The sequence below is a fragment of the Nocardioides dokdonensis FR1436 genome, assembly GCF_001653335.1.
Lineage (GTDB): Bacteria > Actinomycetota > Actinomycetes > Propionibacteriales > Nocardioidaceae > Nocardioides > Nocardioides dokdonensis.
The window spans coordinates 2,488,683-2,513,909 of the sequence record NZ_CP015079.1 but is presented as its reverse complement, the minus strand read 5'-3'; the positions used below and the strand labels follow the sequence as shown (position 1 = coordinate 2,513,909).

Below are 25,227 nucleotides of genomic sequence, written 5' to 3'. Positions count from 1 at the left end.
GCACCCGTCCCCGGCCCGCGCCGCACCCGCTGCGGGTTCAGCCCGACACGGCCGACGCGAGGTTGTCCAGCGACCCTTCGAGGGCGGAGCGCTCGACCAGCGGGAAGGTGATCTTCGACAGCAGCTCCTTGTCGGTGACCTTGCTCCAGTCGTAGGTCAGCGAGACGTCGCAGGAGTCCGAGCCCAGCGACTTCAGCTCCCAGGTCCACTCCCACCCCGGCGGCGGCGTGCCCGCGGGCGCGGTCTGCCAGGCGACCAGGTGGTTGGGGTCGTAGCCGGTGACGGTGTTGTCGGTCTGGTAGTCACCGCCCATGTGGTCCCCGGTCATGTTCATCCGGAACACCTGCCCGGTCGCGGTGATCCGGTCGGTCTTCTCGTCGCTGACCACGAACCCGGAGCCGTCGAGCTCGGGGTGCCGCTCGGGGTTGGTCAGGACCGAGAAGACGTCCTGGGTGGGTGCCTGGATGGTGCGGCTGACGGTGATGCTCTGATCGCTCATCCCTCCACCGTCCACCTCGTGGTCTGGTCCACCCACACCTGAGGGGGTGAGGAGCCGGCGCCACGGGTGGTCGGCCGGCTCGGTGGCACCGACGGCCTCGCGCAGCGCCGGCTGGTTCTTCTCGGGACGAGTCGTGGACAGGGGGGTTTACCCTGGGCGGATGAGTCCCGAGCCGCGCCGCCCCGGCCAGTCCAACGAGAGCTACGAGGGGCGCGCAGGCGCCCGACAGTCGGTCCAGCGGGACTTCCTCGGCACGTCGTCGGTGGCGCACGGCGGTGACCCGTCGTTCGCGGTGCGGTTGTTCCGTGCCCTGTTCGCCTGGCGGGACCGCAGGAAGCGCTGAGGCGGCGGCACCCGTCGGGGCCGTTCGTGGCTCAGCGTCGTCGCAGCTCGACCAGGATGGCGCGGTGGTCGGTGCCCTCGATCGGCACGGTCCAGACCCCGGTGGCCGCCAGTCCCGGCTGGGTCAGGACGTGGTCGATCGCCACCAGGGGCGGTAGCGGCAGGCCCTTGAAGAGGCCGTTGTCCGGCCAGGTGGGCTGCCATCCGGCGTTGGACTGCTCGACGGCGTCGCGATAGCCGTCGGAGACCAGGCGCTGCAGCGGTGCGTGGTCGAGCGTGGCGTTGAAGTCGCCGACCAGCAGGTCGACCTCCGGATCGCGGGCGGCCTCGCGCAGCACCGCGTGGTCGCTGATCCACCCGGCGGGATCGGTGGGCGCGTTGGAGTGCAGCGCCAGCAGCGTGAGTCCCTCGACCTCGACCCGCCACGACTGCAGCTCGGTGCCCAGCCGCACGGGCTGCTCCAGCGGTGTGCGGGCGAAGACCATCGTGCCGACCGTGTCGGCGAACGGCGGCTCGCCGGCGTCCGGGTGGCCGATGCGGTGCGGCATCAGCTCGTCCAGCCCGGCCCGGTCGAGGTCGGCGAGCACGGCCGCGGTCACCTCCTGCAGCACCAGCACGTCGACGTCGTCCGCCACGGCGGCGGCCACCACGGCGGCGGCGTCGCCGCGTCCCCGGAGCAGGTTGCTGCTCATCACCGTCAGCGGTTCACCGTCGGCCTCCGTCGTGGGGCCGGTGACCAGCGGCGCCAGCCACCATGCGTGCACGACCAGACCCGCCAGGGCGAGCAGCACCCCGACCCGCGCCGCCCGCCGGCGGCGTACGACGGCGAGGAGCAGCAGCAGGGCGGCTGCGTAGCCCGGCAGCGCGTACGGCGCGAAGGAGACCAGTCGCACCGCCTGTCCCTGCTCGAGCTCGGCGACCCGCAGGACGCTCAGCAGCAGGGCCGGGACCAGGGTCACGGCCAGGAGCACCCACCAGAGGACCCGTCGCGCGCTCATCTCAGAGCAGGACCAGGTCGTCGCGGTGCACGACCTCGCGCTCGTAGGCGGCGCCGAGCTCGTGCTTGAGGTCGTGGCTCGAGCGCCCGACCAGGCGGGGGATCTCCTCGGCGTCGAAGTTCACCAGCCCGCGCGCCACCGACGTGCCGTCGGGACCGGTCAGGTCCACGGGGTCGCCCGCGTGGAAGGAACCCGTGGCCCCGACCACCCCGGCGGCCAGCAGCGACGCGCGGCGGTCGACCACCGCGCGCACCGCGCCCTCGTCGAGGTGCACCGTGCCCATCGGCTCGGTGGCGTGCGCCAACCACAGCAGCCGCTTGGCGCGACGCTTGCCGGTGGCGTGGAAGAGGGTGCCGACGCGCTCACCGCCCACCGCGTCCGCGGCCCGGTCCGCGGAGGTCAGCACGACCGGGATGCCCGCACCGGTCGCGATCCGCGCCGCCTGCACCTTGGTCTCCATCCCGCCGGTGCCCAGCCCCGCCGCACCCGTGCGCCCGATCCGCACGCCGTCGAGGTCGTCGAGGCCCTGCACGTCACCGAGCAGCCGGCTCCCGGGGGTGCGCGGGTCGGCGTCGTAGAGACCGTCGACGTCGGAGAGCAGCACCAGCAGGTCGGCGTGCACCAGGTGCGCCACGAGCGCTGCGAGCCGGTCGTTGTCCCCGAACCGGATCTCGGAGGTCGCCACGGTGTCGTTCTCGTTGACGATCGGCAGCACCCCCAGCTCGAGCAGCTGGGTGAAGGTCTGCGAGGCGTTGCGGTAGTGCGCGCGGCGGGTGACGTCGTCGACGGTGAGCAGCACCTGCCCGGCGATCAGCCCGTGGCGGCGCAGCTCCTCGGTGTAGCGGTGCACGAGCAGGCCCTGGCCCACCGAGGCCGCGGCCTGCTGGGCGGCGAGCCCGGAGGGTCGTCGGCGCAGCCCGAGCGGAGCCAGTCCGGCGGCGATGGCGCCCGAGGACACCAGCACGACCTCGATCCCGCGCTCGCGGGCCGCAGCCAGCACGTCGACGAGCGCGCGGACCCGGTCGGGATCGATCCCGCCGGCCGCGGTCGTCAGCGACGACGAGCCCACCTTGACCACGACCCGTCGGGCCCCGGTGACCTCCGGGCGCAGGCTCACGTCTCTAGTCCTGGTCGCGGCCGGGGTCGGACTCGGCCCAGTCCGGGTCGTTCCTGCTGCCGATCTCGTACGACGTCGGGCCGCTCGCGCCGCCGCGCTTGGGGGTGTCGAGACGACGCGCCACGTCGGCGCGGGTCTCGGCCTCGGCGCGGTCGGGCATGGCCTCGTCGATGTCGCGACGACGGCGGGCCGCCGGGCGGGAGTCGTCGAAGCGCTGGTCCTCGCCACGGCGACCGAGCATCTCGGCACCGGTCTCGATGCCGGGCTCGAAGTCGAAGACCACCGCGTTGTCGGGGTGGCCGATGAGCACGGGGTCGCCCGCCTGGGCGCCGAGCGCGACCAGCTGCTCCTCGATGCCCAGCCGGCTGAAGCGGTCGGCGAGGAAGCCCACGGCCTCCTCGTTGCTGAAGTCGGTCTGGCGCACCCAGCGCTCCGGCTTGGTGCCGCGCACCCGCCAGCCGTCCTCGGTCCGGGTGATGGTGAAGTCGTCGCCGCCGTCGGCGCTGGGCGGGCGGATCACGATGCGCTGGGGCTCGACGACGGTGCGCTCCGCGCGGGCCGCGGCCACGATCTCGCCCATGGCGAAGCCGAGCTCCTTGAGGCCCTCCCCCGAGGCCGCTGAGATCGGGAACACCTTGAGCCCGCGGGCCCGCAGGTCCTCGATGGTGATGTCGGAGAGGTCGCGCCCGTCGGGCACGTCGATCTTGTTCAGGGCCACCAGGCGGGGTCGGTCCTCGAGCCCGCCGTAGCGCGCCAGCTCGTTCTCGATGACGTCCAGGTCGTCGACGGGGTTGCGGCCCGGCTCGATCGAGGCGGTGTCGATGACGTGGACCAGGGCGGCGCAGCGCTCGATGTGGCGCAGGAAGTCGTGGCCCAGGCCGCGTCCCTCGCTGGCCCCCTCGATGAGGCCGGGCACGTCGGCGACGGTGAACGTCAGGTCGCCGGCGGTGACCACGCCGAGGTTGGGCACCAGTGTGGTGAAGGGGTAGTCGGCGATCTTGGGCCGGGCCCGCGAGATCGCGGCGATCAGGCTGGACTTGCCGGCGCTGGGGAAGCCGACCAGGCCGATGTCGGCGACCACCTTGAGCTCGAGCACGATCTCGAGCTCGTCGCCGGGCTCGCCGAGCAGGGCGAAGCCGGGCGCCTTGCGCTTGGCCGAGGCCAGCGCCGCGTTGCCGAGGCCGCCGCGACCGCCCTGGGCGATCACCAGCTCGGTGCCGGGCCCGACCATGTCGGCGATCACGTTGCCCTGCGGGTCGCTGACGACGGTGCCCTCGGGGACGGGCAGCACGAGGTCGCTGCCGTGCCCGCCGTTGCGGTGCGAGCCGGCGCCGTGCCCGCCGGACTCGGCACGGCGCTTGGGGCTGTGGTGGTAGTCCAGCAGCGTGGTGACGTCGCTGTCGACGCGCAGGATCACCGACCCGCCGAGACCACCGTTGCCGCCGTCGGGGCCGCCCAGCGGCTTGAACTTCTCGCGGTGCACCCCGGCGACGCCGTTGCCGCCGCGTCCGGCGCTGACGTGCAGCGACACTCGGTCCACGAAGGTGGGGACGGCCATGGTGGTGCTCCTCGGGGTCGTTCTACTACAGAAATGCCGAAGGGCGCCCCGGGTCGGGGCGCCCTCCTGAACAGCTGCCGGTCAGGACCGGCGCACACGTGGTGTCAGGTCACTCGCCCGGGACGATGTTGACGACCCGACGACCGCGACGGGTGCCGAACTCGACCGCACCGGCCGCGAGCGCGAACAGCGTGTCGTCGTTGCCGCGACCGACGTTCGAACCCGGGTGGAAGTGGGTGCCACGCTGGCGCACGATGATCTCGCCGGCGTTGACGAGCTGGCCGCCGAAGCGCTTGACGCCGAGGCGCTGGGAGTTGGAGTCGCGGCCGTTCTTGGTGGACGCCGCGCCCTTCTTGTGTGCCATGTCGAGTTCCTTAGTCCTGGATGCGTTCGGAGGAGGCCTGGAGCCAGAGGCTCAGAGCGAGATGTCGGTGACCTTGACCTGGGTGTACCGCTGGCGGTGACCCTGGCGCTTCTTGTAACCGGTCTTGTTCTTGTACTTCTGGATGATGATCTTGGGGCCCTTGAGAGCGCCGAGGACCTCGACGGTCACGGCCGCCTTGTCCAGGCCGCTGGCCGTGACCTTCTCACCGTCGACTGCCATCAGGACGGGAAGGGTCAGAGTCTCGCCGACGCCCGTCGTGACCTTGTCGATCTGGATGACGTCGCCCACGGCAACCTTCTGCTGAGTGGCGCCTGCGCGCACGATCGCGTACACCGCGGTCTCCTTCGTCGAACATCTGGATGTGTCTTGGGTCTGGGGCTGCCCGCCCACGGTCGGGCCACCTCCGGGGAGGTGCCTCTTCAGTGGGGGTGCCACACAGAGACAGCACGCGTGAACGCACCGAGGGGCAATACTACGGACGGGGCCGGACAGGCGCAAAACGCCAGCCCGGACCCCGCCCGATCGTGCATGTGCGTCAGCGCTTGCGCGTGCGGGTGACGACCTTGGGAGCCGTCGTCGCGGGCGCTGCAGCCGCCTCCGGAGCCGGTACGACGTCGGGCGCCGTCATGACGACCGGCTCACCGGCCGTCGTGGGCTGCCCTGCGGGTCGCGTGGCGGCCCGACGACGGGTCCGGGTCACGACCCGGGTGCCGGGGGCTCCTGCTGCGTCCTGCCCACTGTCCTGCTCGGCCGGCGCAGCAGGCTGCTGAGCCGGCTCAGCCGACCCCGACGACCCCGTGGGCTGCGAGTCGGCTCCTTTGTGCGCCTCGTCCGGCACCGGAACCGTCTCCGGCTCGGCGACCGGCTGGACCTCGTCGGCCTGAACCTTCTCGGTCTGGGCCTTCTCGTTCTGGGCCTTCTCGTTCTGGGGCGCACGGCGCGAGCGGGTCCGCGTGGACTTCTGCGGCTGCTCCGGCTCGGCCGGCTGGTCCTGCCCGGTCGGCTGGTCCTGCTCGGCCGCCTTCTGCTGCTCGGCCGGCGCGGAGGCGGCGTCCTGCTCGGCGTTCTCGTGGCGTGCCATGGCCGCGACGTCCTTCGGCGAGGGCGCCTTCGTGGCGGAGGTGTCGTCGGACGACCCGCCCTTGCCGCCACCCCTGCCGCCGCGACCGCCGTCGTTGCCGGCGTCGCTGTCGTTGCCGCCGCCCTTGCCCCCACGGGAGCGTCGGCTGCTGCTGCCGCTGTTGCCGCCGCCGCTGCTGTTCCCACCACCGCCGCCGCCGCGGCGACCGTCGTCGTCGTGCTTGGGCTCGACCGGGTGGTCGAGGGTGAGGATGCCGCGACCGGAGCAGTGCTCGCAGGGCTCGCTGAACGCCTCGAGCAGTCCGGTGCCGATGCGCTTGCGCGTCATCTGGATCAGGCCGAGCGAGGTCACCTCCGCGACCTGGTGACGGGTCCGGTCCCGGCCGAGGCACTCGACCATGCGGCGCAGCACCAGGTCGCGGTTCGACTCGAGCACCATGTCGATGAAGTCGACGACGATGATCCCGCCGATGTCGCGCAGCCGCAGCTGGCGCACGACCTCCTCGGCCGCCTCCAGGTTGTTCTTGGTGACGGTCTCCTCGAGGTTGCCGCCCGAGCCGGTGAACTTCCCGGTGTTGACGTCGACGACCGTCATCGCCTCGGTGCGGTCGATGACCAGCGAGCCGCCCGAGGGCAGGAAGACCTTGCGGTCCAGGCCCTTGGCGATCTGCTCGTCGATGCGGTGCGCGGCGAAGGCGTCCTTGCCGGCCTGCTTGCCCTCGGTGGCCGGCTCGAAGCGCTCGAGGCGCTCCTGGAGGTCCGGGGCGACGTGGCTGACGTAGTCGCTCACGGTCTCCCAGGCCTCGTCGCCGTCGATGACGAGCTTGGCGAAGTCCTCGGTGAAGAGGTCCCGGACGACCTTGAGGGTCAGGTCGGGCTCACCGTAGAGCAGCTGCGGCCCGTTGCCCTTGGCCTTCTTCTCGATGTCGTCCCAGCGGGCCTTGAGCCGCTCGACGTCGCGGGTCAGCTCCTCCTCGCTGGCGCCCTCGGCGGCCGTGCGCACGATCACGCCGGCGGAGTCCGGGACGATCTCCTTGAGCAGTGCCTTGAGTCGCGCCCGCTCGGTGTCGGGCAGCTTGCGCGAGATGCCGCTGCTGGTGCCGTCGGGCACGTAGACGAGGAACCGGCCGGCCAGGCTGACCTGGCTGGTGAGCCGGGCGCCCTTGTGGCCCATCGGGTCCTTGGTGACCTGCACCAGCACCGACTGGCCGGAGGAGAGGACCGACTCCATCTTGCGGGGCTGGCCCTCCTTGTGGCCCAGCGCGGCCCAGTTGACCTCGCCGGCGTACAGGACCGCGTTGCGACCCTTGCCGATGTCGATGAAGGCCGCCTCCATGGAGGGCAGCACGTTCTGCACACGGCCCAGGTAGACGTTGCCGATGAGCGAGGTCTGCGACTCGCGAGCCACGTAGTGCTCGACGAGCACCTTGTCCTCGAGGACGCCGATCTGGGTCAGGTCCTCGCGCTGGCGGATGACCATGACGCGGTCGACCGCCTCGCGACGGGCCAGGAACTCGGCCTCGCTGGCGATCGGCGCGCGCCGACGACCGGCCTCGCGGCCCTCGCGACGACGCTGCTTCTTCGCCTCGAGCCGGGTGGAGCCGGACAGTGCGGTGATCTGGTCCTCGCCGGTGCGCGAGCTGCGCACCCGGGTGACGGTGTTGCTCGGGTCGTCCCCGCCGTCGCCGCCGTCCTCACCCGAGCGGCGACGACGCCGACGGCGCCGCGAGCTGGTGCTGCCACCGTTCTCGTCGCCGTCCTGCTCGTCGTCGCCGGGTCCGTTGCCGGGGCCGTTGTCGTTCTCGGCCTTCTCCTTGGCCGCCGACGAACCGCCCCGGTTGCCGTCGCGGCCGCCACCCTGGCGACCCCCGCCACCGTTGCCGCCGCCGTTGCCGCCGCTGTTGCCGCCGCCGTTGGGGGTGCCGCTCTCGGAGGCGTCCGCAGTGTCGGTGGAGCCCGAGGAGTCGTCGGAGTCCTGCTGGCCGCCATCGCCGCCATCGCCGGACTTGCGGCGGCGTCGACCGCCGCGCCGGCGCCGGCGCCGGCCCGTGCCCGAGCCCTGCCCACCGGTCTCGTCGTCGTCGTTCTCGTCGTCGTCGTCGCTGTCGTCGTCCTGGTCGACGCTGCTGTCGCGGTTCCGGTCGTCGTTGCGGGTCTTCGCGGCCGGCTTCTCCGCGGCCTTCTCCGGGGCCTTCTCCGCGGCCTGCTCGTCGGCCTGCTCACCGGACTGCGTGGCCGCAGCGGCCTTGGCCGCCGCCGTCCCTCGGGTGCGCCGCGTCGTGGTCGTCGTGGTGGTGCGCGCGGGCGTGCTGCTCTCCTGGACCGCGGGCGCCGCCTCGTCGGCCTCGTCCTCGTCCTCGGCGGGCACGACGGGCTCGGCGACCTTGGCGGGCGCGACCTTCTTGGCGGTGCGCTTGCGGGTCGTGGTCGTCACGGCGGGCGCCTGGAACAGCGGCGCCACACCGGCGCCGGCCTCGACCACGGGCTCGGTGGTGGGCTCGGTGGTGGGCTCGGTCCGGGCCTCGGGGGCCACGGTCGCGGGCACCGGGGTCTCCTCCGCGGCGGCGGCCGTCTTCTTCGCGGGGCTCTTGCGCGCCGCCCGGGTCGTGGTGGTGGTGCGCGTGCTGGTCGGCGCCTCGGCGGCGGCCGCGTCGACACCCTGGTCCTCGGCGGGCTTGGCGGCAGCCTTCTTGGCCGGCGCCTTCTTGGCAGCGGCCTTCTTGGCCGGGGCCTTCTTGGCAGCGGCCTTCTTCGCCGGCGCGGCCTCGACCTCGCCGAGGTCGAGCTGGGCCTCGCCCGGCTCGTCGGTCGGGGTGGCGGCCTTGGCGGTCGATTTCTTGGTCGCCGACTTCTTGGCCGGCGCCTTGGCGGTGCTCTTGCGGGTGCGGGTCGTGGTGGTGACCTTTGGCGCCGCAGTCTCCTGCGCGGCCGCACCGCTCTCAGCGGTGGGAACCTCGGAGGTGGTCGGCTCCTGGCCGACCTGGTTCTCGTCGGGCATGTGGTGCTCCTCTGCCCGGCACGCCAGCGGGTGCCGGACGGTCAGACGCCGGCTCCCGCGGTGCGGGGCGACGCAAAGCCTTCGGTGGCGACGACACCCTCCGCGTGTGTGCGTCACCACGTCCCCCGCCGTCACCTGCCGCGGTCGCCGGGCTGGCCTCCGGATGGAGGTGGAAGGCTCGCTGTCACCGGGCCTGCCTGCCGCGTCGCGGTCTGGCGACGACCGGTTCCCTGGTGTGCCGCCCTCCAGCTGGGAGGAACGGCGAGAACGTCGTCGGGTCGACGACCACAGCTGTGCCCTCGGGGCAGGCGCTGGAGTGCGCCCTCGTCGGGTACGACCGCAGGTCGGGGACCGTGGCGAGTATCGCACACCGGGCCCCCAAGTCCCGTCATGTCACGTCAGGACAGCGGGTCGCCGACGCTCCCGTCCTGCTCGAGGGGGCCCTGCGCCAGCCGGGTCAGCAGCGGCGCGCGACCCGAATCGAGGCCGGTGAGGGCGGCGAGGCCGCGCAGCACGTCGTCGGGTCGCACCGAGGGCACGCCGTGGCGCAGCACCAGGTCGAGCGAGGCGCCGTCCTCGCGGGGCTCGGTGCCCAGCGAGACCACCGGCGCGCGGCAGTCGAACTCGCGCAGCCCCTTCTTCATCATCCGCTCCACCAGCACCTCGTCGGTGGCCAGGAACGTGGTCACCGCCGCGGCGGCCTCCTCGGGCATCGCCTCGATGTCGAGGCGCCAGTGGCTGGCCTCGAGCCGGTCGCTCAGCGAGCCGCCGGGCGACTCGACGACCTCGAGCACGTCGAGCCCGTCGGGCAGCGCGGCGGCGAGCTCACCATGGATGTCGGCGGGGTCGACCACCTGGGCCAGGCCGATCTCGAGGTACTCCGCCTCGCTGGCGGACCCGGTCGGCGCGGCACCGGCGTACGAGATGCGGGGGTGCGGGTTGAACCCGGAGGAGTAGGCCATCGGCAGCCGGGCCCGGAAGACCGCGCGCTCGAAGGCCCGGGAGAAGTCGCGGTGGCTGGTGAAGCGCAGCCGCCCGCGCTTGGCGTAGCGGATGCGGAGCCGTTGGACGGGAGGGGCCTGCTGCTCGGGCTGTTCACGCACGCACCACAGCGTAGGCGAGGTCACCGGGGTCGGCCCGCATCGCCGGCGAGGGGTAGACGGTGCCGACGCGCTGGCCCTCGAGCCAGTCGGTGAGCCGGGCGGCCTCGCTGCCCAGCGCGGCCCGTCCCTCGGCGCCGACGTCCTCGATCAGCCGCACCTCGACCGCACCGTCCTCGTCCTGCACCCAGCAGCCCACGACCCGGCCGGCCCACCAGGCGGTGGTGCCGGCGTTGCCGTTGCGGTCGAACAGCACCGGTTGGTGCTCGCCGAGGTAGAACGCCCGCTGCTTCCAGCCCATGACCGTGGGGTCGAGCACCGGCAGCAGCGCCGCCCACGGCGCCACCGACGGCTCGGGCTCGAGGTCGTCGGGCAGCAGGTACGCCGCCTCCGCGGCGTCGGTGCCGACCTCGACCGCGCCGACCTCGGCCAGCGCGGCCCGCACGGCGCCCTTGGTGGCGCCGAGCCACCAGACCAGGTCGCTCTCGGTGCCGGGGCCGAAGCGGTGCAACCAGCGGCGTACGAGCTCGGCGTAGCCCGCGGGGGCGTCGAGCGGGGTCGGCGGCCCTCCCAGCCACTCCTGCGCCAGCCGCCAGCGCGGCCGCGACTGGCGCCAGTGCAGGAGGTTGGGCCCGCGCACGATCTCGGCTGCGGCGCCCAGCTGGCCCAGGACCCGGCCGGCCGCCCAGACCGTGCCGCCGTTGATCCGGACCTCCAGGCCCGGCACCCGGGCGCGGACCTCCAGGCTGGTCAGGCCGCCGGGTTCGGCGGCCAGCGCGGCCCGGACCTCGTCCTGCCGCGCCCGCAGCCACTCCTCCCCGTCGGCCGCCACCCCCGCGGCCCGGACGTCCTTGAGGAGCCGGGCGCGCTCGGCCGCGGCGGTGCGCGCCGCGGCGCTCCCCCAGGCCGCGGGCAGCAGGTCGCGTGGGAAGACGAACATGGTGCGCCGCATCGCGAGCTGGCGCACCAGGCTGCGGTCGTCGTACAGCGCTCGGTCGACGTCGGCGACGCGCAACCCGTCCACCCGCGCCTGCAGGGAGAGGTGGACGGTGGCCGGCTCGGTCGCGTGCAGCACGACCACGGCGCGGGTGGCGCTCGCCGGGTCCGGCGCCCTGTGGCTGGGGGCGAGGGCGTGCCGGCGGGCCAGCCGGTCGCGCCGCTCGTGGTCGCTCACGTGTCGCACGCCCCCATGGTGGCGCGGCGCACCGACACCCGTCACGGAGGGTGAGGGGCGAGGTGGGAGCATCCACGGGTGTCGCGTCGTGGTGGTCCGCTCTTCCTGCTCGGCCTCGTGCTGCTCTCCTTCAACCTGCGCCCGGCCGCGGTCAGCGTGGGTCCGGTGCTGGCCGAGGTCCGCGAGGGGTTGTCGATGTCGGCGACCGAGGCGTCCCTGCTGACCACGCTCCCGGTCCTCGCCTTCGCCGTCTTCGGCGCGCTCGCCTCGGCCGCCGCCGCGCGCGGCGGCCTGCACCGGGTCACCCTGGTCGCGCTGCTCGCGGTCGTCGTGGGTCTCGCCGGTCGTGCCGTCACCGGCTCCGACATAGCCTTCCTGGCGCTGTCGCTGCTGGCCGTGGCAGGCATGGCGATGGCCAACGTGCTGATGCCCTCGCTGGTCAAGCGGCACGCGCCCGAGCGGATCGGTGCGGTGACCGCGATCTACTCCACCGCCCTGGCCATCGGGCTCACCTCGGCGCTGCTGCTCACGGTCCCGCTGTCCACGGCCCTCGGCGGGTGGCGCGGCGGGCTGGGCGCCTGGGCGGTGCTGGCCGGCGTGGCGGTGCTGCCGTGGATCCTGCTGGCCCGCCACGACCGCGTGACCCCGACGCCCGGGGGCCCGATCACCGTCGGACAGGTCGCCCGGACGCCCCTGGGCCTGGCGATGGCGGCGTTCTTCGGCGTCCAGTCGATCCATGCCTACGTGATGTTCGGGTGGTTCGCCCAGCTGTGGCGCGACGCCGGCTACTCCCCCACCGCCGCGGGCGCGCTGGTCGGGCTGATCGCCGGTGTCAGCATCCCGCTGTCGTGGCTGCTGCCCCCGCTCCTGGCCCGGTCGTCGCACCAGCGCCGGATCCTGGTGGCGGTCATCTCCTGCTACCCCGTCGCGTACGTCGGGCTGCTGGTGGCTCCCGCCGCCGGCGCGGTGCTGTGGGCCCTGCTGGCCGGGGTGGGCGCCTGCACGTTCCCGCTGATCCTGACCCTGATCGGGCTGCGCGCCCGCACCCCTGAGGGCACGGCCGCCCTGTCGGCCTTCACCCAGTCCGCCGGCTACCTGCTGGCCGCTTCCGGTCCCTTCGTGGTCGGGCTGCTCTACGATGCGACCGGCGAGTGGACGGTGCCGCTGGCGCTGCTGCTGGCCCTGGTGGTCCCCATGCTGGCCCTGGCCTCGTGGTTGGCCCGACCCCACTTCCTCGAGGACCAGCTCGGGGGCAGCACTCCACGAAGGAGCACCCGCCCGTGAGCAACCCGCCGCCCGAGGACCCCTACCACCCGCAGCCGCCGCCCCCGCCCCAGAACCCGTACGGGCAGGCGTTCCCCGGCGCCGGGGACCCGCGCCAGGAGGGACCGCCGTCCAAGGCGATGGCGGTCGCCTCGCTGGTGCTCTCGTTCCTGTTCTGCGTGCCCTTCGTGGCAGCCATCGCCTCGATCGTGCTCGGGGTCATCGTGCTGGGGCGCAGCAGGAACGGCCGCGACCACGGCCGGGGTCTGGCCATCGCCGGCATCGTCATCAGCACCCTGGTGCTGCTGGCCACGATCGCCGTGGTCGTGCTCATCGTGGTGTTCGCCTCCCAGGTCCAGTCGGTCGACGACCTGGAGGAGGGCCAGTGCGTGAACTTCTCCGGAGTCGACGACAGCAGCAGCACCGAGACCTTCTCCGCGATCACGCTGGCCGAGTGCACCGAGAGCCACGACGCGGAGGTGGTCGGGGTCTACGAGCTCACCGAGGACCTGCTCGCGCAGCACCCGGACCGCGACTACACCGAGATCTGCACCCCGGCCTTCCTGGCCTCGTCCGGCAGCGACCGGGACGACCTCGACGCGACGTTCGCCACCGACGTGGCCGACCCCGACCCCGGCGACCAGGTCGCCTGCTTCTTCGAGCGCACCGACGGCGAGAAGCTCACCGCACCCCTCGGCTGAGCCACCCCCCAGCCCACGCACGAGCAGTCACTTCTGCACCACCCAGCGGTCAGTTCTGCACCACCGACCGGTCACCGGCGTACGTCGCGCGGGCCGGGATCGACCGCTCGCAGGTGCAGAAGTGACTGCTCGGTGGTGCGAAAGTGACTGCTCGGCCCGCGGGGGGTCAGACGACGGCGAGCGGGAGCAGCGTCTGGCCGGTGGGGCCGACCTGGATCTCGGTGCCCATCTCGGGGCACACGCCGCAGTCGTAGCAGGGGGTCCAGCGGCAGTCCTCGACGTCGACGGAGTCGGGGTCGAGAGCGTCCTCCCAGTCGGCCCACAGCCAGTCCTTGTCGAGGCCGGAGTCGAGGTGGTCCCAGGGCAGCACCTCGTCGTAGGGGCGCTCGCGGGTGGTGTACCACTCGAGGTCCACGCCGGTGCCGGCCAGGGCGGTGGCCGCGGACTCGGCCCAGCGGTCGTAGGAGAAGTGCTCGCTCCAGCCGTCGAAGCGGCCCCCGGAGCGCCATGCCTGCTCGATGACCGCACCGACGCGACGGTCGCCGCGGGAGAGCAGTCCCTCGATGCTGCCGGGCTTGCCGTCGTGGTAGCGGAACCCGATGGCGCGGCCGTACTTCTTGTCCTCGCGCACGGTGTCGCGCAGCTTCTTGAGCCGCGAGTCGGTGGTCTCGTGATCGAGCTGCGCGGCCCACTGGAACGGCGTGTGCGGCTTGGGCACGAACCCGCCGATCGAGACGGTGCAGCGGATGTCGTTGCGCCCGGAGACCTCGCGACCCTTGGCGATGACCTTCTTGGCCAGCTCGGCGACCTGGAGGACGTCGTCGTCGGTCTCGGTGGGCAGGCCCACCATGAAGTAGAGCTTCACCTGTCGCCAGCCGTGGGAGTACGCCGCCGCCACCGTGCGGATCAGGTCCTCCTCGGTCACCATCTTGTTGATGACCTTGCGCATCCGCTCCGAGCCGCCCTCGGGGGCGAAGGTCAGCCCCGAGCGCCGGCCGTTGCGGGAGAACTCGTTGGCGAGGGTGATGTTGAAGGCGTCCACGCGGGTCGAGGGCAGCGAGAGCGAGACGTTGGTGCCCTCGTAGCGGTCGGCCAGACCCTTGGCGACCTCGCCGATCTCGGTGTGGTCGGCGCTGGAGAGCGACAGCAGCCCGACCTCCTCGAAGCCGGTGGAGCGGATGCCGTTCTCGACCATGTCGCCGATGGTCTTGATCGAGCGCTCCCGCACCGGGCGGGTGATCATCCCGGCCTGGCAGAAGCGGCAGCCGCGGGTGCAGCCACGGAAGATCTCGACGCTGAAGCGCTCGTGCACCGTCTCGGCCAGCGGCACCAGCGGCTTGCGCGGGTAGGGCCAGGCGTCGAGGTCCATCAGGGTGTGCTTCTTGACCCGGAACGGCACGCCCGGCTTGTTCGGGACGATCGCCTCGATGGAGCCGTCCTCGGCGTACACGACGTCGTAGAACTTCGGGACGTAGACGTTGCCGGTGACCGCGAGGCGGCGCAGCAGCTCGTCGCGACCGCCGGGGCGGCCCTCGGTCTTCCACTCGCGCACGACCTCGGAGATCGCGAGCACGACCTCCTCGCCGTCACCGAGCACAGCGGCGTCGACGAAGTCGGCGATCGGCTCGGGGTTGAACGCGGCGTGGCCACCGGCCAGGACCACCGGGTCGTGCTCGCCGCGGTCGACCGCGTGCAGCGGGATGCGGGCGAGGTCGAGCGCGGTGAGCATGTTGGTGTAGCCGAGCTCGGTCGAGAAGCTCAGCCCCAGCACGTCGAAGTCGCCGACCGGGCGGTGCGCGTCGACGGTGAACTGCGGGATGTCGTGCTCACGCAGCACGGCCTCCATGTCGGGCCACACGGCGTAGGTGCGCTCGGCCACGATCCAGTCGCGCTCGTTGAGCACCTCGTAGAGGATCTGCACGCCCTGGTTGGGCAGGCCCACTTCGTAGGCGTCGGGATACATCAGCGCCCAGCGGACCGTCTCGCCCTCGGGGGCGGCGTCCCAGTCCTTGACGGTCGAGTTGAGCTCGCCGCCGACGTACTGGATGGGCTTCGAGACGCTGGGCAGGTGCGGCTCCAGGTCGGCGAAGACGGAGCGGCCTGCCTGGCGCGTGGTCTCGACGGTGGACGCAGACATGGAGCAACCTCGCAAGCGGTGGTTCGGCGAACGGTCGGGAAGGCTCCAGCGTACGGCGGTGCCGTTCGGTGGGCCATTTCTCCGCCTCTCTAGTCTTCGGCACATGAGCGAACCCACGGTCCGACACCCCCTCAGCTGGACCGTGGCCGTGCCGGGAGTGGCGTTCGTGCTGCTGTTGGCCACCTGGGCCAACCACGACGCGTGGCCGGTGCTGGTCGCGGTCGCCGTCGCGCTGGTGGGCTCGGTCGTCGCAGCCGTGCACCATGCCGAGGTGGTGGCGCACCGCGTGGGCGAGCCGTTCGGGTCGCTGATCCTCGCGGTGGCGGTCACCGTCATCGAGGTCGGCCTGATCGTGATGCTGATGATCGGGGGCGGCGACGGAGCCAGCACCTACGCCCGTGACACGGTCTTCGCCGCCCTGATGATCACCCTCAACGGCATCGTCGGCATCTCGCTGCTCGTGGGGGCGCTGCGCCACCACCTGGTCAGCTTCAACGCCAGCGGCACCGGCTCGGCGCTGTCGACGGTCGTCGCGCTGGCTGCGGTGTGCCTGGTGCTGCCCGGCTTCACCGTCAGCGAGGCCGGACTGTCGTACTCGCCCTCCCAGCTGGCCTACGTCTCGGTCGCCTCGCTGGTGCTGTACGGCGCGTTCGTGCTGACCCAGACGGTGCAGCACCGCGACTTCTTCCTGCCGGTCTCCTCCGACGACCATGGCCGGGTCACCGGGCTGCTCGACCAGGACGAGGACGGGCACGCCGACCCGCCCTCGGACCGCGCGGCGAAGCAGAGCCTGGCTCTGCTGGTGGTCGCCCTGGTCTCGGTGGTGGGCCTGGCCAAGATCCTGTCCCCCACGATCGAGGACGCCGTCGCCGGTCTCGGGCTGCCCTACACCGTGGTCGGTGTGGTGATCGCACTGCTGGTGCTCTCGCCCGAGTCGATCTCCGCGCTGCGCAACGCGGAGCGCGACCGGGTGCAGAACAGCCTCAACCTGGCCTACGGCTCAGCCATGGCCTCGGTGGGCCTGACGATCCCGACCATCGCCGTGGCGATGATCTGGATCGACGGCGACCTGGTGCTGGGCCTCGAGCCGTTGCAGATCGTGCTGCTGGCCATCACCGTGGCGATCTCGACCCTCACCCTGGCCCAGGGTCGAGCCAAGACCCTGCAGGGCGTGGTGCACCTGGTGCTGTTCGCGACGTTCCTGTTCTTCTCGGTCAAGCCCTAGCGCGCGCTGACCAGCACCCGCGGAGCGGAGTAGCGCCGGGGCGCCTGCTCGGTGGAGCGCAGGTGGATGTTCTGCAGCAGCCCGACCGCGAGCAGGCCGGCGAACATGGAGGAGCCGCCGTACGACACGAACGGCAGCGGCACGCCGGTGACCGGCATGATGCCCAGGCACATCCCGATGTTCTGGAAGGCCTGGAAGCCGAACCAGCAGGCGATCCCGGCGGCCGCGACCCGGCCGAAGACGTCCTCGGTGGCGGTGGCGATGGCCAGGGCCCGCCAGATGACGACGCCGAGCAGCAGCACGACCAGGCCGGCGCCGACCAGGCCGAGCTCCTCGCCGGCGACGGTGAAGACGAAGTCGGTGTGCTGCTCGGGCACGAAGCCCGAGCGGGTCTGGGAGCCGTTGAAGAGGCCCTGGCCGAAGAGGCCGCCGTTGCCGACGGCGACCCGGGCCTGCTCGACGTTGTAGCCGGCACCGCGCGGGTCGAGGTCGGGGTTGGTGAAGGCCAGGAAGCGGTCGACCTGGTAGTCCTTGAGCACCCCGGCGGCGACCGCGACGACCGCTGCCGTCACCCCGCCCGCGCCCAGCAGGGCCAGCCAGCGCCGCGGGGCGCCCGAGACCGCGAGGACCCCCACGACGGTGGCGGTGAGCACCAGCATCGTGCCGAGGTCGGGCTGGAGCAGGATCAGTGCCGCCGGCACGGCTGCGATGAGCAGCATCAGCAGCACCTCGACGAGACCGACCTTGGGGCGCCACCGACCAGCGGCGCGGTGCGCCAGGACCAGGCTCATGCCGATGATCACGGCGAGCTTGGCGAACTCGGCCGGCTGCACCGACATCCCGCCCAGCATCAGCCAGGAGCGCGAGCCGTTGATGGTCGAGCCCATCACCAGCACCAGGACCAGCCCGACGACGGAGGCGAGGTAGACCGCGGGCGCGGCGACCCGCACCCAGCGGTGGTCGGCGACCACCACCACGGCCATCAGCAGCAGGCCCACGGAGATGTTGAAGAGCTGCTTCTCCAGGTAGGCGCGCGGGTTGCCGCCGGTCAGGTCCTCGCGCGTCGAGGTGGCCGACCACACCAGCAGGGTGCCGATCACCACCAGCGCCAGCACCGCACCGAGCAGCACCCAGTCGAGCCCCGCCCAGCGGAACCGCGGCTTGGTGCCGCCGGCGGACCTGAGCCGGACGCCGGTGCTCACGAGTCGCCCTTCGCGCGAGCGGGCGGGAGCACCGAGCCGTCGCGGGTGAAGGTGGGCAGCTGCGTGGGCGGCGTGGTGCCGGGGATGGCGGCCTTCGCGGGTCGCACCTGCTCACCGTCGACGCCGTACAGCGTCTCCCAGATGGTGCGGATCGCCGGGCCGGAGGTGCCCGACCCGGTGCCGCCCTGGCTGACCATCATCACCACGACGTAGTCCTCGGAGTAGGAGGCCACCCACGAGGTCGACTGCTTGCCGTAGACCTCGGCGGAGCCGGTCTTGGAGCGGATCGGCACCTCCTCGAGCGGGAAGCCGATCATCCGCCACGACATGGTGCCCTGGCGGGTCACGCCGGCGAGCGCCTCGTCGATGTAGCCGAACGTCTTCGCCGGCAGGTCGACCTCGCCCTGGACCTCGGGGTCGATGCGGCGCAGCACCTTGCCGTCCGGGCCGACGACCGCCTTGGCGATCCGCGGCTCGTAGAGCGTGCCGCCGTTGGCGATCGCGCCGTACGCGCGGGCCAGCTGCAGCGGCGTGACGATCGTGTCGCCCTGGCCGATGGCGAAGTTGACGGCGTCACCGGCCCGGTAGGCGAAGCCCTCGACGCAGAACTCGCGGGAGAACCTGTAGACGAAGTCGCTGGTCTCGGCGTCCTGAGGCTTCTCCGAGATGCCGCAGTAGTAGTCCTTCATCGACTCGTAGTAGTCGCGCTTCCACTGCCGGTCGGCGATCCGGCCGGGGGCCTCCCCCGGCATGTCGATCCCGGTCTCGGCGCCGAAGCCCCAGTCCTTGGCCTCCTGCACCAGCGGGTCCTTGGCGTCCACGTCGGACACGTCGGAGCCGTAGCGCTGCCAGTAGTCGAGCCCGACGCGGTAGAAGAACGTGTTGCAGGAGACCTCGAGGGCCTTGGCGAAGCCGATGAAGCCGTAGGCGCCGGACTCGTAGTTCTTGAAGTCGCGGTTGCCCACGCGCAGCGCGGAGGAGCAGTTGAGCATCGTGTCGGTGCCGTACCCGTTGCTGAGCGCGCCGGCGGTCATGAACGGCTTCCAGGTCGAGCCCGGCGCGAACTGGCCCTGGGTGGCGCGCCCGAGCAGCGGGGTGCCGGCGGCCTCGGAGTAGAGGTGCGCGAGCTCCTTGTCGGAGATGCCGCCCACCCAGACCTCCGGGTCGTACGTCGGCTGGCTGGCCATCGCGACCACGCGGCCGGTGTCGGCCTCCAGCACGATCGCGGCGCCGGAGTCGGCGGCGTAGCGGCGCCCGGTCACGGTGTCGGTCGTGGCCCGCGCCGTCTTGATGGTCTCGGCGAGCTGCTTCTCCACCACGCTCTGCACGCGGGCGTCGATGGAGGTGACGAGCGTGTCGCCGGGCCGCGCCTGGGTCTGGCTGTCCTCGCCGAGCACGCGGCCCATCGAGTCCACGGCCACCGACTGGTAGCCGGGCATCCCGCGCAACCAGGCGTCGTACTGCTTCTCGACGCCGGCGCGACCGACCGAGGACGCGCCGTTGACGCTCGCGTCGCCGTCGCTGTCGGCCTGGTCGAGCTCGTCCTCGGTGATCGGGCTGAGGTAGCCCAGGACGTGGGCGAGGTTGACGCCGTAGGGGCGGGGGTAGGCACGCACGGTCTGCTGCTCGGCGAGCACGCCCGGGTAGTCCTCGGGCTGCTCGAGGATCTTCAGCGCGACGCCGCGCTCGACGTCGGTGGCGACCGGGACCGGCTGGTAGGGCGAGCCGTTCCAGCAGGTGCCGCTGACCGAGCCGGCGTCGCCGCAGGTGACCAGGCGCTTCTCGACCTCGCTGCGGCCGGCACCGGTGACGACCGCGACGCGGTTGAGCACCTCGCGGCGGTCCCGTCCGCCCATCTTGCCCAGCAGGGTCCGGTCGACCGAGACCACCCAGGCGGTGCGGTTGGTGACCAGGGGGCGACCCATGTCGTCGACGATCAGGCCGCGCTGGGGCTGCACGACGATGTCGCGCACCGACTGCGAGGCCGCCTGTGCGGTGTACTCCTCGCCGGTGACGACCTGGATGTAGTAGAGCCGCACCAGCAGGGTCGCGAACAGCGACAGCACGAGGGCCTGGATGACCAGGATCCGCAGCCGCGAACGACGGGTGCCGGCGGCCTCCTCGCCGCGGGTGGGAGCACGCATCAGCAGGACCTCACAGGAGCATTCACAGGGCGTGGGCGGGTTCGAGGCGACGGAACAGCGCCATCAGCGGAGGGAGCACGAAGGGGGTGAGCAGCACGTCCCAGACCAGCGAGACCACCAGGACCTGGAGGGTCTGGCCGACCCCGACGACGGGGTCCTGCAGCGCGATGCCGGTGAGGGCGAAGACCGAGGTGCCGACGAACGAGGCGGCAGCGACCGTGGCCACCACGGTCGTGGCGGTGGGCCGCGACTCGGGCCGGACCCGACCGACCAGGTAGCCCACGAGCAGCAGCGCCAGGGCCCAGCGGCCGGCCACGTGATCGGCCGGCGGAGCCAGGTCGAGCAGCAGCCCGGCCCCGAAGCCGAGCACCATCGCGAACTGCGGCCCGCGGGTCAGCGCGCCCGCGACCACCACGAGCAGGCACAGGTTGGGCACGATCCCCTCCCAGGCCAGCGGCCCGAAGACCGAGACCTGCAGCACCAGCGCGGCGACGACGGCCACGGCCGCCACCACGGCGCGCACCGCGGTCACCGGGAGCCCCCGGTGATCTCGCCGTCGGCACCGATCACGCCGCGGTCGCTGCGGGTGCCGGTAGGCACCACCACCCCGACCAGGTCGAGGGAGCCGAAGTCGACGTAGGGGTCGATGACCGCGCGCTGGGAGGTCTCGCGCAGCGAGGAGTAGACCTTGGTGACCCGGCCGACGGGGATGCCGGCGAGGTACGGCGCCCCGCCCTCGCTGCCCCAGGTGACGACGCTGTCGGCGCGCGCGGGCACCGAGGTGGTGTCGACCAGCTCGAGGTCGAGGCGGCCGTCCTCGCCCAGGGCGCCGCGGCCGCTGAGGAAGCCCATCGCCATCGAGTCGCCCACCCGGGCGCCGACGGTCGACTCCTGGTCGACCAGCAGCAGCACGGTGGCGCTGGAGCGCCCGGCGCTGAGCACCCGACCGACCAGGCCGTCGTTGTTGACCACGGTCATGTCCGGGGCGAGGCCGGCGTCGGTGCCGGCGTCGATCGTCACGGTGCTGGAGAACGACTGCGCGGCGCCCACCCCGACGACGCGGGCCGGGACCAGGGAGTAGCCGAGGTCGGAGGCGACGCTGGTCAGGCCGTCGTACTCCGCCAGCCGGTTGCGGTCGTAGGCGGAGGTGTTGAGGTCGGCGCGCAGGGCGGAGTTCTCGGACTCCAGCGACGCGACCTCGTCACGCAGCGCGCCGTTGCTCTGGAACCACCCGCCCACCGACGTGAAGGGGCGCACCAGGGCGGTCGCACCGGTCTGCGCGGGGCCCAGCGTGTCGGCGAGACCCGCGCGCACCGGGTCGAGCGGTGAGTCGGCACCCGTGGTCAGGTCGAGGGTCGTCACGCTCGCGCAGGCCAGCAGCAGTGCGACGAATAGCGCGCGCGACGGCTTCTGCTGCTCGGCGTCCGGGCCGCCGCCGGGGGCGGTGCCCCACCGGCGCTCGCGGCGGTCGTGGCGCGCCATCAGCGACCGGGTGCGCCGTGGCCGGCCGGGCTGGTCGGGACGCGGCGCACCGGGGTTCCGGGCGGGGCCCACGCGGTCGAGCAGGGCCATCAGTAGCGCCTCGGGTCGGTGACGAGGACCTGCTGGAGGGCCTCGAACTCCTCGACGCACTTGCCGGCGCCCAGGACCACCGAGCTCAACGGGTCGGGGGCGATGTGCACCGGCATGCCGGTCTCGTGGCGCAGCCGCTCGTCGAGGCCGCGCAGCAGCGCACCGCCGCCGGTGAGCACGATGCCGCGGTCCATGATGTCGCCGGCCAGCTCGGGCGGGGTCTGGTCGAGGGTGGTGCGGACCGCGTCGACGATCGCGTGCAGCGGCTCCTCGAGGGCCTGGCGGACCTCGGCGCTGGAGACCACGACGGTGCGCGGCAGCCCGGAGATCATGTCGCGGCCGCGGATCTCGGCCTCCGGCTCGTCGGGCAGCGGGAAGGCCGACCCGAGCGTCATCTTGACCTCCTCGGCGGTGCGCTCGCCGAGCATGAGGGAGTACTCCTTCTTCATCCACGCCACGATCGCGGCGTCGAGGTCGTCACCGGCGGTGCGGATCGACAGGCTCGTCACGATGCCGCCGAGGCTGATGACCGCGACCTCGGTGGTGCCGCCGCCGACGTCGACGACCATGTTGCCGGTGGCCTCGTGGACCGGGAGCCCGGCGCCGATCGCAGCCGCCATCGGCTCCTCGACGATGTAGACGCGGCGGGCGCCGGCCTGGTAGCCGGCCTCCTTGACCGCGCGCTGCTCGACGGCGGTGATGCCGCTGGGCACGCAGATGACCATGCGGGGCTTGGCGAAGACGCTGCGCCGGTGCACCTGCTGGATGAAGTAGCGCAGCATCTGCTCGGTGGCCTCGAAGTCGGCGATCACGCCGTCCTTGAGGGGTCGGATCGCGGTGATGTTGTCGGGCGTGCGCCCGATCATCCGCTTCGCCTCGTGGCCCACGGCGAGGATCTCGCCGGTGTTCGCGTTGAGCGCGACGACGCTGGGCTCGTCGAGCAGCACGCCGCGCCCGCGGGCGTAGACCAGCGTGTTGGCCGTGCCGAGGTCGACGGCCATGTCGCGGCCGAAGAAGCTGTTCGCCATGGCGGGTGCGCCTCGTGGTCCCTCGTGCGCGGTGCTGACCCGGGAAGGTGGGTCGTCCCGCGCGCACGATCCCGGTGCGACCCGGTCACGAGACTAGGGAGCACCTACCACGGATCAGGGACGCCACGCCGGTGGATCAGGCGCCTCACGAGTCACATCTGCCACAGGTGGCGTCAGGAGGCGGGGAACCAGATGCCGATCTCGCGCTCGGCGGTCTCGGGCGCGTCGGAGCCGTGCACCAGGTTCTGCTGGACCTTCAGGCCCCAGTCGCGGCCCAGGTCGCCGCGGATGGTGCCGGGGGCGGCCACGGTCGGGTCGGTGGCACCGGCCAGCGAGCGGAAGCCCTCGATGCAGCGCTCGCCCTCGAGGACCATCGCCACGACCGGGCCGGAGAGCATGAACTCGACCAGCGGCTCGTAGAACGGCTTGCCGTGGTGCTCCTCGTAGTGCTCGGCGAGCAGCTCGGGCGTCGCCTCGCGCAGCTCGAGGCGGGCCAGCGTGTAGCCCTTGGCCTCGATGCGGCGCACGATCTCGCCGGTGAGGCCGCGGCGTACGCCGTCGGGCTTGATCAGGGCCAGGGTGCGCTCGGTCATGCCCGCGACCCTACCGAGCAGCGAGCGCCGCCGCGCGTGCGGCCACCTCGGCGGGCACCGGGACGCCGACCGCGTCGGCGTCGGCGACCGGCTCGCCGGCGACCAGGCGCAGCGGGACGTGGCCGCCCCAGACCCCCGCCGCGATGTCGGGCTCGTCGTCGACCGGTCCCCCGGCGCGCACCTTGAGCGAGGCCTCCGCCAGCGGGAGCGCCAGCACCGCGGTCGCCGCCAGCTCCTTGCGCGTGTGCGGGCGCAGCGTGCCCGAGCGCCCCGGCACCACCTGGTCGACCACCAGGTCCAGGGCCCGCACCTTCTCGACCTCGTCCTCGACCAGGCGGGGCCGGCCGAGCACGACCGCGGAGCGGTAGTTCGCCGAGTGGTGGAACCCGGACCGGGCCGCGACCAGCCCGTCGAGGAGCGTGATCGTCACGCAGACCTGGCCCGCGAGCACCGTGGGCAGCCAACCGGCCGCGACCGAGCCGTGCAGGTAGAGCGAGCCGCCGTCGTCGGGGCCGTCGGGGTCGGCGGCGTAGGCCGTGGGCAGGACCAGCGGGTGGGCGTCCGGTCCGGACCCGACCGTCAGCCCGACGTGGGCCACCATCGCCTCCGCCAGCAGGGCGTGCAGCGCGGCGCGCTCCGCCACCATGCGGTGGCGACCCCGGGTCGCGGTGGTGCGGTCGGTGGGCGAGAGCGCTGCGGTGGTCATGCTCCGATCCTGCGGGCACAATGGCCCACGAACCAGGGCCAATTCACGACGATCTGGACAGGCCACTCGATGACGCCGCTCGCCGTCCGCCTCGACCGCGGCAGCACCCGCCCGCTCGGCGTGCAGCTCAGCGACGCCGTGCGCGCCCGCATCACCGACGGCCGGCTGCCGCCCGGTGAGCGCCTGCCCAGCAGCCGCGCCCTGGCCGCCGAGCTCGGCGTGGCCCGCACCGTGGTCGAGCAGGCCTGGGCCCAGCTGGTCGCCGAGGGGTGGCTCGAGGGTCGGCAGGGCTCGGGGACCTTCGTGGCCGCCGGACGCGCCCGCACCCCACCCCGGCGCCGGGCCGGGCCGGCGGCACCGACGGGTCCGTCCCTGGTCCGGCTCGACACCGGCACCCCGTGGATCGATCCCCGGCACGTGGCCGCCTGGCGCCGGGCCTGGCGCGACGTCGCCGCCGCCACCCCGCCGCGCGGGTACGACGACCCGCGCGGCCTGCCCGCGCTGCGCGCCGAGGTCGCGCACCGGCTGGTCCGCGACCGGGGTCTCGACGTCGGTCCCGACGACGTGCGCATCACCGCCGGGACGACCGACGGCCTGCGCCACCTGCTCACGGCCCTCGGGCCCGGTCCGGTCGGGGTGGAGGACCCCGGGTACCGGGCGGCCGTGGCCACGGCGAGCGCCACGGGGCGTCGGGTCGTGGACCTCCCGCCCGGCGCGGCCGGGGCCGACCTGGGCGGTCTCGCGGCGGCGTACGTCACGCCGGCGCACCAGCACCCGCTGGGCGCCACGATGTCCGGGGCCGCGCGCCTGGCGCTGCTCGCGGAGGCCACCCGCAGCGGCACGGTGCTCGTCGAGGACGACTACGACTCGGAGTTCCGCTACGACGTGGCACCGATCCCGGCCCTGACGGCGCTCGACCGCGAACGGGTGGCCTACCTCGGCACCACGAGCAAGGCCGTCTCGCCCAGCCTGCGGCTGGGGTGGCTGGTGCCGCCGCCGGGCCTGGGCGAGCGCATCGACGCCCACCGCTCCCGCACCCACGACGCGGCGTCCTGGCCGGTGCAGCGTGCGCTGCTCTCCCTGCTCCGCGACGGGTACGTCGACCGCGTCGTGCGCTCGGCGCGGCGCACCTACGCGGAGCGGGCGGCGCGGATCACCGCGGCCCTGGGCGAGCACCTCGACGGCCCGCTCGCCGGGATGTACGCGACCTGGACCCTGCCCGCCGCCACGGCCCGACGGGCCCGCGAGGCGGCCCTGCGGGAGGGCTTCGACCTGCCCCTGCTCGCCGACTACTGCCGCAGCAGCGTCCGGCACGGGCTGGTGCTGGGCTTCGGCGGCTGCACCGACGCCGAGCTCGACCGGGTGCTGGCGGTCGTGGCAGCAGCCGTCGAGTGACCCGGGCGGG

At 73.1% G+C, this 25,227-nt stretch carries 22 protein-coding genes; 5 read left to right on the top strand and 17 right to left on the bottom strand.

What is annotated here, in order from left to right:
- Positions 1–37 precede the first annotated feature (37 nt).
- Positions 38–499 carry an SRPBCC family protein gene (locus I601_RS11910; protein WP_068109888.1) on the bottom strand — a complete coding sequence of 154 codons (462 nt, stop codon included), beginning with the start codon at positions 497–499 and terminating at the stop codon, positions 38–40.
- A gap of 160 nt (positions 500–659) precedes the next feature.
- On the opposite strand from I601_RS11910, the gene I601_RS11905 reads away from it, so the two are divergent.
- Positions 660–842, top strand: coding sequence for a hypothetical protein (locus tag I601_RS11905; protein WP_068109885.1), 183 nt, complete (start codon positions 660–662; stop codon positions 840–842).
- A gap of 31 nt (positions 843–873) precedes the next feature.
- On the opposite strand, the gene I601_RS11900 is transcribed toward I601_RS11905, so the two are convergent.
- From I601_RS11900 to I601_RS11865, 8 genes are all read right to left on the bottom strand, one after another.
- Positions 874–1,839, bottom strand: a complete 966-nt coding sequence (locus I601_RS11900; protein WP_068109882.1) for an endonuclease/exonuclease/phosphatase family protein — start codon at positions 1,837–1,839, stop codon at positions 874–876.
- A gap of 1 nt (position 1,840) precedes the next feature.
- Positions 1,841–2,956, bottom strand: a complete 1,116-nt coding sequence (gene proB / locus I601_RS11895; RefSeq protein WP_068109879.1) for a glutamate 5-kinase — start codon at positions 2,954–2,956, stop codon at positions 1,841–1,843.
- Between the two features lie 4 nt (positions 2,957–2,960).
- On the bottom strand, positions 2,961–4,514 hold the full coding sequence (gene obgE / locus I601_RS11890; protein WP_068109877.1) for a GTPase ObgE: 1,554 nt from the start codon (positions 4,512–4,514) through the stop codon (positions 2,961–2,963).
- Between the two features lie 109 nt (positions 4,515–4,623).
- Positions 4,624–4,878 (bottom strand): 50S ribosomal protein L27, encoded by a 255-nt coding sequence (rpmA, locus tag I601_RS11885; RefSeq protein WP_068109874.1) that lies wholly within the window; start codon positions 4,876–4,878, stop codon positions 4,624–4,626.
- 51 nt (positions 4,879–4,929) lie between these two features.
- Entirely contained in the window at positions 4,930–5,232 is a 303-nt protein-coding gene (gene rplU / locus I601_RS11880) for a 50S ribosomal protein L21 (RefSeq protein ID WP_068109871.1), read from the bottom strand.
- A 202-nt stretch (positions 5,233–5,434) separates the two neighbouring features.
- Complete coding sequence (locus I601_RS11875; RefSeq protein ID WP_068109868.1) at positions 5,435–8,977, bottom strand: Rne/Rng family ribonuclease; 3,543 nt, start codon at positions 8,975–8,977, stop codon at positions 5,435–5,437.
- A gap of 398 nt (positions 8,978–9,375) precedes the next feature.
- Entirely contained in the window at positions 9,376–10,080 is a 705-nt protein-coding gene (locus I601_RS11870; RefSeq protein ID WP_068109865.1) for a TIGR03936 family radical SAM-associated protein, read from the bottom strand.
- Positions 10,073–11,260 (bottom strand): winged helix DNA-binding domain-containing protein, encoded by a 1,188-nt coding sequence (locus tag I601_RS11865; protein ID WP_068109862.1) that lies wholly within the window; start codon positions 11,258–11,260, stop codon positions 10,073–10,075. The genes I601_RS11870 and I601_RS11865 overlap by 8 nt, the downstream gene beginning before the upstream one ends.
- A gap of 69 nt (positions 11,261–11,329) precedes the next feature.
- Here I601_RS11865 and I601_RS11860 point away from each other — a divergent pair, with 69 nt between their 5' ends.
- Both I601_RS11860 and I601_RS11855 read left to right on the top strand, forming a co-directional pair.
- On the top strand, positions 11,330–12,535 hold the full coding sequence (locus tag I601_RS11860; protein ID WP_068109860.1) for an MFS transporter: 1,206 nt from the start codon (positions 11,330–11,332) through the stop codon (positions 12,533–12,535).
- On the top strand, positions 12,532–13,215 hold the full coding sequence (locus I601_RS11855; RefSeq protein ID WP_068109856.1) for a DUF4190 domain-containing protein: 684 nt from the start codon (positions 12,532–12,534) through the stop codon (positions 13,213–13,215). Before I601_RS11860 ends, I601_RS11855 begins: the two co-directional genes overlap by 4 nt.
- A 166-nt stretch (positions 13,216–13,381) precedes the next feature.
- On the opposite strand, the gene I601_RS11850 is transcribed toward I601_RS11855, so the two are convergent.
- Entirely contained in the window at positions 13,382–15,352 is a 1,971-nt protein-coding gene (locus tag I601_RS11850; RefSeq protein WP_068109854.1) for a TIGR03960 family B12-binding radical SAM protein, read from the bottom strand.
- A gap of 103 nt (positions 15,353–15,455) precedes the next feature.
- On the opposite strand from I601_RS11850, the gene I601_RS11845 reads away from it, so the two are divergent.
- A complete protein-coding gene (locus I601_RS11845; RefSeq protein ID WP_068109850.1) occupies positions 15,456–16,577 on the top strand; it encodes a calcium:cation antiporter in 1,122 nt (373 codons plus the stop codon).
- Here I601_RS11845 and rodA read toward each other — a convergent pair.
- The 7 genes from rodA to I601_RS11810 form a co-directional block, all read right to left on the bottom strand.
- On the bottom strand, positions 16,574–17,779 hold the full coding sequence (gene rodA, locus I601_RS11840; protein ID WP_068109847.1) for a rod shape-determining protein RodA: 1,206 nt from the start codon (positions 17,777–17,779) through the stop codon (positions 16,574–16,576). The genes I601_RS11845 and rodA overlap by 4 nt on opposite strands.
- Complete coding sequence (mrdA, locus tag I601_RS11835) at positions 17,776–19,923, bottom strand: penicillin-binding protein 2 (protein WP_068109844.1); 2,148 nt, start codon at positions 19,921–19,923, stop codon at positions 17,776–17,778. Before mrdA ends, rodA begins: the two co-directional genes overlap by 4 nt.
- Before the next feature lie 22 nt (positions 19,924–19,945).
- Entirely contained in the window at positions 19,946–20,455 is a 510-nt protein-coding gene (mreD, locus tag I601_RS11830; protein ID WP_068109841.1) for a rod shape-determining protein MreD, read from the bottom strand.
- Positions 20,452–21,495, bottom strand: a complete 1,044-nt coding sequence (gene mreC, locus I601_RS11825; RefSeq protein ID WP_237089388.1) for a rod shape-determining protein MreC — start codon at positions 21,493–21,495, stop codon at positions 20,452–20,454. The genes mreD and mreC overlap by 4 nt, the downstream gene beginning before the upstream one ends.
- On the bottom strand, positions 21,495–22,523 hold the full coding sequence (locus I601_RS11820; RefSeq protein ID WP_068109838.1) for a rod shape-determining protein: 1,029 nt from the start codon (positions 22,521–22,523) through the stop codon (positions 21,495–21,497). The genes mreC and I601_RS11820 overlap by 1 nt, the downstream gene beginning before the upstream one ends.
- Before the next feature lie 173 nt (positions 22,524–22,696).
- Complete coding sequence (gene ndk, locus I601_RS11815; protein ID WP_068109835.1) at positions 22,697–23,116, bottom strand: nucleoside-diphosphate kinase; 420 nt, start codon at positions 23,114–23,116, stop codon at positions 22,697–22,699.
- A 10-nt stretch (positions 23,117–23,126) separates the two neighbouring features.
- Positions 23,127–23,822, bottom strand: coding sequence for a pyridoxamine 5'-phosphate oxidase family protein (locus I601_RS11810; RefSeq protein ID WP_068109832.1), 696 nt, complete (start codon positions 23,820–23,822; stop codon positions 23,127–23,129).
- Between the two features lie 69 nt (positions 23,823–23,891).
- Here I601_RS11810 and pdxR point away from each other — a divergent pair, with 69 nt between their 5' ends.
- Complete coding sequence (pdxR, locus tag I601_RS11805) at positions 23,892–25,217, top strand: MocR-like pyridoxine biosynthesis transcription factor PdxR (protein ID WP_068109829.1); 1,326 nt, start codon at positions 23,892–23,894, stop codon at positions 25,215–25,217.
- The last annotated feature ends 10 nt before the right edge of the window (positions 25,218–25,227 follow it).